The organism is Streptomyces sp. NPDC058375 (genome assembly GCF_042723425.1).
Taxonomy (GTDB): Bacteria; Actinomycetota; Actinomycetes; order Streptomycetales; family Streptomycetaceae; genus Streptomyces; species Streptomyces durocortorensis.
Genome location: NZ_JBHXJG010000299.1, coordinates 1 through 8038, shown reverse-complemented (window position 1 = coordinate 8038; position 8038 = coordinate 1). Strand labels below are relative to the sequence as shown.

7 protein-coding genes are annotated in these 8038 nt (G+C 71.3%); 1 reads left to right on the top strand and 6 read right to left on the bottom strand.

From position 1 onward, the window contains the following. Positions 1 to 45 precede the first annotated feature (45 nt). From ACFWM7_RS31300 to ACFWM7_RS31285, 4 genes are all read right to left on the bottom strand, one after another. Positions 46 to 2220: a 3-hydroxyacyl-CoA dehydrogenase NAD-binding domain-containing protein gene (locus ACFWM7_RS31300; protein ID WP_383267052.1), complete on the bottom strand. Its 2175-nt coding sequence runs from the start codon at positions 2218 to 2220 to the stop codon at positions 46 to 48. A gap of 214 nt (positions 2221 to 2434) precedes the next feature. Beyond that, a complete protein-coding gene (locus ACFWM7_RS31295) occupies positions 2435 to 3649 on the bottom strand; it encodes an acetyl-CoA C-acetyltransferase (protein ID WP_383267049.1) in 1215 nt (404 codons plus the stop codon). A 45-nt stretch (positions 3650 to 3694) separates the two neighbouring features. After that, positions 3695 to 4837 (bottom strand): acyl-CoA dehydrogenase family protein, encoded by a 1143-nt coding sequence (locus tag ACFWM7_RS31290; RefSeq protein WP_383267048.1) that lies wholly within the window; start codon positions 4835 to 4837, stop codon positions 3695 to 3697. Between the two features lie 8 nt (positions 4838 to 4845). Next, positions 4846 to 5988 (bottom strand): CaiB/BaiF CoA transferase family protein, encoded by a 1143-nt coding sequence (locus ACFWM7_RS31285; RefSeq protein ID WP_383267046.1) that lies wholly within the window; start codon positions 5986 to 5988, stop codon positions 4846 to 4848. A 210-nt stretch (positions 5989 to 6198) separates the two neighbouring features. Here ACFWM7_RS31285 and ACFWM7_RS31280 point away from each other — a divergent pair, with 210 nt between their 5' ends. Further along, positions 6199 to 7389, top strand: coding sequence for a saccharopine dehydrogenase family protein (locus ACFWM7_RS31280; protein WP_383267044.1), 1191 nt, complete (start codon positions 6199 to 6201; stop codon positions 7387 to 7389). A 19-nt stretch (positions 7390 to 7408) separates the two neighbouring features. Here the strand turns inward: ACFWM7_RS31280 and mmpA are convergent, their stop codons facing one another. Both mmpA and ACFWM7_RS31270 read right to left on the bottom strand, forming a co-directional pair. Further along, positions 7409 to 7552 (bottom strand): morphogenic membrane protein MmpA, encoded by a 144-nt coding sequence (gene mmpA / locus ACFWM7_RS31275; RefSeq protein WP_383267041.1) that lies wholly within the window; start codon positions 7550 to 7552, stop codon positions 7409 to 7411. Positions 7553 to 7660: 108 nt separating this feature from the next. Further along, positions 7661 to 8038 (bottom strand): glutaredoxin domain-containing protein (locus ACFWM7_RS31270; RefSeq protein ID WP_383267038.1); only part of this gene is annotated, 378 nt, incomplete at its 5' end.

Sequence of the window (8038 nt, the reverse complement as noted above, 5' to 3'; positions counted from 1 at the left end):
GCCGAGTGAGGGTGAACGCGGCCCGCAGCAGGCCCTGTCGAGGGGTCAGTCGTGGAAGGTCTCACCCTTCTCCGCCTTCTCCACCAGCAGTGCGGGCGGAAGGAAGCGGTCGCCGTAGCGCTCGGCCAACTCCCGGGCGCGGGCGACGAATCCCGGCAGGCCGCCCTCGTACCCGTTGATGTACTGGAGGACGCCGCCGGTCCACGGCGGGAAGCCGATGCCCATGATGGAGCCGATGTTGGCGTCGGCGACGGAGATGAGGACGTTCTCCTCCAGGCAGCGGACGCTGTCCAGGGCCTCGGAGAAGAGCATCCGCTCCTTCATGTCCTCGAAGGGGACGTCCGCGTCGGACCTGGTGGTGAAGTGCTCGCGCAGGCCCGGCCAGAGACCGGCGCGCTTGCCGTCCTCGTCGTAGTCGTAGAAGCCCGCTCCCCCGCTGCGCCCCGTGCGGCCGAACTCGTCGACCATGCGGTCGATGACCGCGTCGGAGGGGTGGCCGGGCCAGGTGCCACCGGCCTCCTCGACCGCGCGCTTGGTCTCGTTGCGGATCTTACGGGGCAGGGTCAGGGTCAGCTCGTCCATCAGGGAGAGGACCTTGGCCGGGTAGCCGGACTGGGCGGCCGCCTGCTCGATGGAGGCGGGCTCGACGCCCTCCCCGACCATCGCCACACCCTCGTTGATGAACTGGCCGATGACGCGCGAGGTGAAGAAGCCGCGCGAGTCGTTGACGACGATCGGCGTCTTCTTGATGCGCCGTACGAGGTCGAAGGCGCGGGCCAGCGCCTCGTCGCCGGTGCGCTCGCCCTTGATGATCTCGACCAGCGGCATCTTGTCGACCGGTGAGAAAAAGTGCAGGCCGATGAAGTCGACAGGGCGGGACGCTCCCTCGGCGAGGACCGTGATGGGGAGGGTGGAGGTGTTGGAGCAGAGCAGGGCGTCGGGCTCGATGACGTCCTGGATCTCCTGGAACACCTTGTGCTTGAGGGCGGTGTCCTCGAAGACGGCCTCGATCACCGCGTCGCAGCCCGCGAGGTCGGCCGCGTCGCCGGTCGGGGTGATACGGGCCAGCAGTTCGTCGCGCTTCGCCTCCGTCGTACGGCCCCGGGAGAGCGCCTTGGCGAGCAGCCTCTCGCTATACGCCTTGCCCTTGGCCGCAGCCTCGGTGGAGACGTCCTTGAGGACGACGTCGATGCCGGCCTTGGCACAGGAGTAGGCGATGCCCGCGCCCATCATGCCCGCGCCGAGGACGGCGACCTTGCGGACGGGGCGCTCCGGGACGTCCTTGGGGCGGTTGGCACCGGAGTTGACGGCCTGGAGGTCGAAGAAGAACGCCTGGATCATGTTCTTGGAGACCTGGCCGGTGACCAGCTCGGTGAAGTACCGGGCCTCGATGGTCAGCGCGGTCTCGAAGTCGACCTGGGAGCCCTCGACGGCCGCCGCGAGGATGTTGCGCGGCGCGGGCATGGGCGCGCCCGCGAGCTGCTTCTTCAAGTTGGCCGGGAACGCGGGGAGGTTGGCGGCGAACTTGGGGTTGGACGGGGTGCCGCCGGGGATCTTGTAGCCCTTGACGTCCCAGGGCTGCTGGGACTCGGGGTTGGCGTCGATGAAAGCGCGGGCCTTCTCGATCATCTCCTCGCGGGTGGCGGCGACTTCGTGGACGAGGCCGTTCTCCAGCGCCCGCTGCGGCGCGTACTGGGTGCCCTGGAGGAGCACCTTGAGCAGCGCGTCGGCGATGCCCATGAGGCGTACGGTCCGGGTGACGCCGCCGCCCGCCGGGAGCAGCCCGAGGGTGACCTCGGGCAGGCCGATGCGGGAGCCGGGGGCGTCGAGGGCGACGCGGTGGTGGGAGGCGAGCGCGATCTCGTAACCGCCGCCGAGGGCCGCTCCGTTGATGGCGGCGACGACGGGCTTGCCGAGGGTCTCGATGCGGCGCAGCGAGCGCTTGATGGCGGTGCCGGTGTCGAAGGCGGCCTGGGCGTTCTCGGGGCCGACCTTGATCATGTCCTTGAGGTCGCCGCCCGCGAAGAAGGTCTTCTTGGCGGAGGTGTAGATGATGCCGCGGATGGAGTCCTTCTCGGCCTCGGCGCGGTCGGCGATGGCCGCGATGGAGTCCTTGAAGGCCTGGTTCATCGTGTTCGCGGACTGGTTCGGGTCGTCGAGGACGAGGGTGACGACGCCGGTCTCGTCCTGTTCCCAGCGGATGGTGGTGCTCTCGGTCATGTCGGTGTCTTCTCCGTAAGCAGGTGGGGCCGGCCAGGGCCTGTCGTCAAACTGCCGTCGTCGCCCGGAGGGCGGCCGCGCGGCGTCTGGTGCGTGCGATCGCAAGGCGCTGGAATGGTCTTGTAGCGGAGCTACCAGGGCATTTCGGCAACGCCGCGAGCGTGCGTGCCAGGCGTCGCGCGGCAGGCGGCAGTTTGACGACAGGCCCTGGAGGTCAGATGCGTTCGACGATGGTCGCGACGCCCATGCCGCCGCCGACGCAGAGGGTGACCAGGCCGAACCGCTGGTCGCGGCGCTCCAGTTCGTCGATGACGGTGCCGAGGATCATCGCGCCGGTGGCGCCGAGCGGGTGGCCGAGCGCGATCGCGCCGCCGTTGACGTTGACCTTGTCCAGGGAGAGGCCCATGTCCTTGACGAAGCGCAGGACGACCCCGGCGAAGGCCTCGTTGATCTCGACGAGGTCGATGTCGTCGATGGTGAGCCCGGCCTTGGCGAGGGCCTTGCGGGTGGCCGGAGCGGGGCCGGTGAGCATGATGGTGGGCTCGGAGCCGGAGACGGCGGCGGAGACGATCCGGGCGCGCGGGGTGAGGCCGTAGCGCTCGCCGACCTCCTTGGAGCCGATGGCGACGAGGGCCGCGCCGTCCACGATGCCGGAGGAGTTGCCCGCGTGGTGGACGTGGTCGATCTTCTCGACCCAGTGGTACTTCTGGAGCGCCACCGCGTCGAAGCCGCCCATCTCGCCGATGCCCGCGAAGGACGGCTTGAGGCCGGCGAGGGAGTCGGCGGTGGTGCCGGGGCGCAGGTGCTCGTCGTGGTCGAGGACGATCAGGCCGTTGCGGTCCTTGACCGGGACGACGGAGCGGGCGAAGCGTCCGTCCTTCCAGGCCGCGGCGGCGCGTTCCTGGGAGAGGGCTGCGTACTCGTCCACGTCGCGGCGGCTGAAGCCCTCGACGGTGGCGATGAGGTCGGCGCCGATGCCCTGCGGGGCGAAGCCGGTCTCGAAGCTGGTCATCGGGTCCATCGCCCACGCCCCGCCGTCGGAGCCCATCGGCACCCGGGACATCGACTCGACGCCCCCGGCGAGGACGAGGTCCTCCCAGCCCGAACGGACCTTGGCGGCGGCCAGGTTGACGGCTTCCAGGCCCGAGGCACAGAAGCGGTTCTCCTGGACGCCCGCGACGGAGTCGGGCAGGCCGGCCGCGATGGCGGCGATCCGGGCGATGTCGGAGCCCTGGTCGCCGAGCGGGCTGACCACGCCGAGGACGATGTCGTCGATGGCGGCGGGGTCCAGGTCCGGGAAGCGGCCCCGGATCTCGTGGATGAGGCCGACGACCAGGTCGATCGGCTTGGTGCCGTGCAGGGCTCCGTTGGCCTTGCCACGGCCGCGCGGGGTGCGGATCGCGTCGTAGACGAATGCTTCGGTACTCAAGACAGCTGCCTTTCGAGGGTGGTCGAGAAGAGATCGAGGAGGTCGTCAGGCGAGCAGCGAACGGCCGATGATCTCCTTCATGATCTCGGTCGTGCCGCCGTAGATGGTCTGGATACGGCCGTCGGTGAACGCCTTGGCCACCTTGTACTCGCTCATGTAGCCGTAGCCGCCGTGGAGTTGGAGACAGCGGTCGGCGACTCGCTTCTGCAGTTCGGTGGCCCACCACTTGGCCATCGAGGCGTGGACGGCGTCCAGCGTCCCGTCCGAGTGATCGACGATGCACCGGTCCAGGAAGGTCCGGGTGACGGCACACTCGGTGGCCATCTCCGCGATCTCGAACCGGATGTGCTGGAGCTTGGAGAGCGGCCGCCCGAAGGCCTCGCGCTCCTTGACGTACTGCGTGGTGATCTCCAGCAGATGTTCGGCGGCGGCGATCCCGGCGACCGCTATGCCCATGCGCTCCTGGGCCAGGTTGGTCATCAGGTGGATGAACGCGCCGTCGAGTTCGCCGAGCAGGTTCTCCTTGGGGACGCGGACGTCGTTGAAGAACAACTCCGCGGTGTCCTGCGACTTCTGGCCGATCTTGTCGAGGTTGCGGCCGCGCTCGAAGCCCTCCGCGCCGCGCTCGACGACGATGAGGGAGAGCCCTTTCGCGCCGCCGTCGGGGGTGGTCTTGGCGACGACGATCACCAGGTCGGCGAGGATGCCGTTGGAGATGAACGTCTTCGAGCCGTTGAGCAGCCAGTGGTCGCCCTTGTCCTCGGCCGTCGTACGGATCGCCTGGAGGTCCGAGCCCGCGCCCGGCTCGGTCATGGCGATCGCGGTGATGGTCTCGCCGGAGCAGAAGCCGGGGAGCCAGCGGCGCTTCTGCTCGTCGGTGGCCAGGCCCGTGAGGTAGGGGCCGATGATGTCGTTGTGCAGGCCGATCGCGAGCCCGGCGGCCCCGGCGCGGGTGAACTCCTCGGCGAGGACCGCGCTGTAGCGGAAGTCGTCGCTGCCGCCGCCCCCGTACTCCTCGGGGACGGCCAGGCCCAGCAGCCCCGCGCGCCCGGCGGCGAGCCACGCCTCGCGGGAGACGATGCCGTCCTGCTCCCACTGCTCGTAGTGCGGGAGGACCTCCTTGGCCAGGAAGGCCCGGACGGTCTCGCGGAACGCGTCGTGTTCCTCGGTGAAGATCTGGCGTTGCACGGGGTCTCCTAGTCTCGGGGGGCGGGCCGGAGCCCCGGTACGTCCCAGTCGGCCGCGACGGCCTCGGTGTCCGCGCCGGGCAGCGCGGGCCCGGCGCGTACGGAGACGGGGGTGGCCGAGAAGCGCGGGGCGGGGGCGGGCTGGGTGAGGCCGCCGTGCTCGACGAAGGTGGAGCGGGCGGCGAGGTGCGGGTGGTGCGGGGCCTCGGTGAGCGAGAGGACGGGGGCCACACAGGCGTCGGTGCCGGCGAAGACCTCGGTCCACTCGGCGCGCGTACGGGTCAGGAAGCGTTCGGTGACGGCGGCGCGCAGCTCGTCCCAGCGGGCGAGGTCCCACCGGTCGGGAAAGGCGTCCGCGATGCCGAGGAGCCGGACGAACTCCGCGTAGAACTGGCTTTCCAGCGGGCCGACCGCCATGTGGCCGCCGTCCGAGGTGGCGTAGGTGCCGTAGAACGGGCAGCCGCCGTCGAGGAGGTTCGCGCCGCGCCGGTCCTGCCAGCTCCCGGCCGCCAGCATCCCGTGGATCATCGTGGCGAGGTGGGCGGCGCCGTCGACGATCGCCGCGTCCACCACCTGCCCCGAGCCGCCCGGCGTACGGGCGTGCTGGAGGGCGGCGAGGACTCCGACGACGAGGTAGAGCGAGCCGCCCGCGTAGTCGCCGACCAGGTTGGCGGGGACGGTGGGCGGTTCGTCCGGCTTGCCGATCATGGACAGGGTGCCGGTGAGCGCGATGTAGGCGATGTCGTGGCCCGCGCGGTCGGCGAGTGGCCCGTCCTGGCCCCAGCCGGTCATCCGGCCGTAGACGAGCTTCGGGTTGCGGGCGAGGCAGGCGTCGGGCCCCACGCCGAGGCGTTCGGCGACGCCGGGGCGGTAGCCCTCGATGAGGATGTCGGCGCGTTCGACGAGGTCCAGGACGCGGGCCGGTCCTTCGTCGCTCTTGAGATCCAGGAGGACGGAGCGCTTGTTGCGGTTGGTGAGGTCGGACGCCGGGTCGATGCCCAGCCCCGCACCCCCGGGCCGGTCGACGCGGACGACGTCGGCTCCGAGGTCCGCCAGCAGCATCGCGGCGAACGGTCCGGGGCCGATGCCCGCCAGCTCGACGACCCGGACACCGGTCAGCGGACCGTGCCCGGGTGTTGGGCCTTTCGCCATCTGTGAGCCCCCAGGGGTGTGACACAACCGATGTAACACCTGTGATGCTAAGAACGTCCCCGGCTCCGCACAACCCCTCGGGCCGAGCAAGCGCTTAGCTCTTTCCTCCGATCCTCTCGCATCCGGCCCGCCCGGCCGCACGCCGCCACGGCGCTCTCCGCTACCCTCTGCCTGCCACGTCGGCACCCGTCCCCCCAGCCGGAGGTACTCGTGAACAGGCAGAACGACGCGACACGCCCCTTGGACGTGGTCCTCTTCGGCGCCACCGGCTTCGTGGGGACGCTCACGGCCGAGTACCTGGCGGCCCACGCCCCCGCCGGTCTCCGCTGGGCACTGGCCGGGCGCAGCCGGACCAAGCTGGAGAAGCTGCGCGAGCGGCTCACGGACATCGCCCCGGCCCGCGCGGACATCCAACTCCTGGAGACCGACGCGGACGACGCCGAGGCGCTGGCCGAACTGGCCGCCTCCACCCGGGTGGTGGCCACGACCGTGGGGCCGTACCTGCGGTACGGCGAGAAGCTCGTCGCCGCCTGCGTGGAGGCCGGGACGGACTACGCGGACCTCACGGGCGAGGCGGAGTTCATCGACCGGATGTATCTGGAGCACGACGCCCGGGCCCGTGAGACGGGGGCGCGGATCGTGCACGCCTGCGGCTTCGACTCCGTCCCGCACGACCTGGGGGCGTACTTCACCGTCAAGCAGCTGCCCGACGACGTCCCCCTGGCCGTCGACGGCTTCGTCCGCACCAACGCGGTGTTCTCCGGCGGGACGTTCGCCTCGGCGCTGACCGCGATGGGCCGGGGCCCGCAGATGCTGGCCGCCGCCCGGGAGCGCCGGCTGCACGAGCCGCGTCTGGTGGGCCGGCGGGTCCGCACCCCGGTGGGCTCCCCGCACTTCAGCGGGGAGACCGGCACCTGGGCGCTGCCGCTGCTGACGGTGGACCCGACGATCGTGGGCCGCTCGGCGCGGGCCCTGGAGCAGTACGGCCCCGACTTCCGCTACCGGCACTTCGCCTCGGTCAAGACGCTCCCGATGGCCCTGGGCGCCCCGGTGGCGATCGGCGGGCTGGTCGCGGCCGCGCAGGTGGAAGGCGTACGGGAGTGGCTGATGGGGCGTTACGAGCCGGGGCAGGGGCCGGACGAGGAGCGCCGCGAGCGGAGCTGGTTCACCGTCCGCTTCATCGGTGAGGGCGGCGGGCGGCGCGTCTTCACCGAGGTGTCCGGCGGCGACCCGGGCTACGGCGAGACGGCGAAGATCCTCGCCGAGTCGGCGGTGTGCCTGGCCCTGGACGAGCTGCCGGAGACCTCCGGGCAGGTCACCACGGCGGTGGCCATGGGCGACGCGCTGCTGGAGCGGCTGACGGCGGCGGGGCTGCGGTTCCGGGTGGCGGCGGTGCGGTAGCCGAGGCCCCCGGACAGGTCTAGAAGATCCAGCCGGTCAGTGTGTAGAGCATCGCGCCGAGCCAGACGAGCCCGACGGCGCTGCCGAGGAGCATGCCGAGGGCCATGCGGCGCTGGGCGGGGTCGAAGGGCACGGGGCGGACAGCCGTACGAGAAGCGCTCATGCGTTCAGCCTGCCCAGTCCTGTGGATCTATGCCATCCGTAGGGGTACTCAGTTGCAGGACTGTTCCACGCCCGGAACGATCACGCCTGGGACGCCCCCCCGGGGCGATCACGCGCGGGGCGGCAGCTGTGCGCGTACCCACGCGGGGGCCGGGTTGACGTGCGGCCGGTCCGCGACGACGACGGTCGGCACGGTCTCGTCCCCGCCGGTGGCGGCCCGCACCACGGCCGCTCCCGCCGGATCGCTCCAGATGTTCACCCAGTACAGCCGTGAGGCGTTACGGCCCAGCCGGAGGCGGAGCCGCAGGCAGTAGGTGCAGCCCGGCCGCCAGTAGACGACCGGGCGGCCGTCGGCCGCGCTGCGGCGCGCGGCCTCGGCGGCGGGCACCGGCCTCGGGAAGATCAGGGGCGAGTGCGCGACGGCGAGCAGCGCGAACATCACCAGGAACACCAGGGCCCTGACGGGGTCGCCGCCGAGGGCGAACCC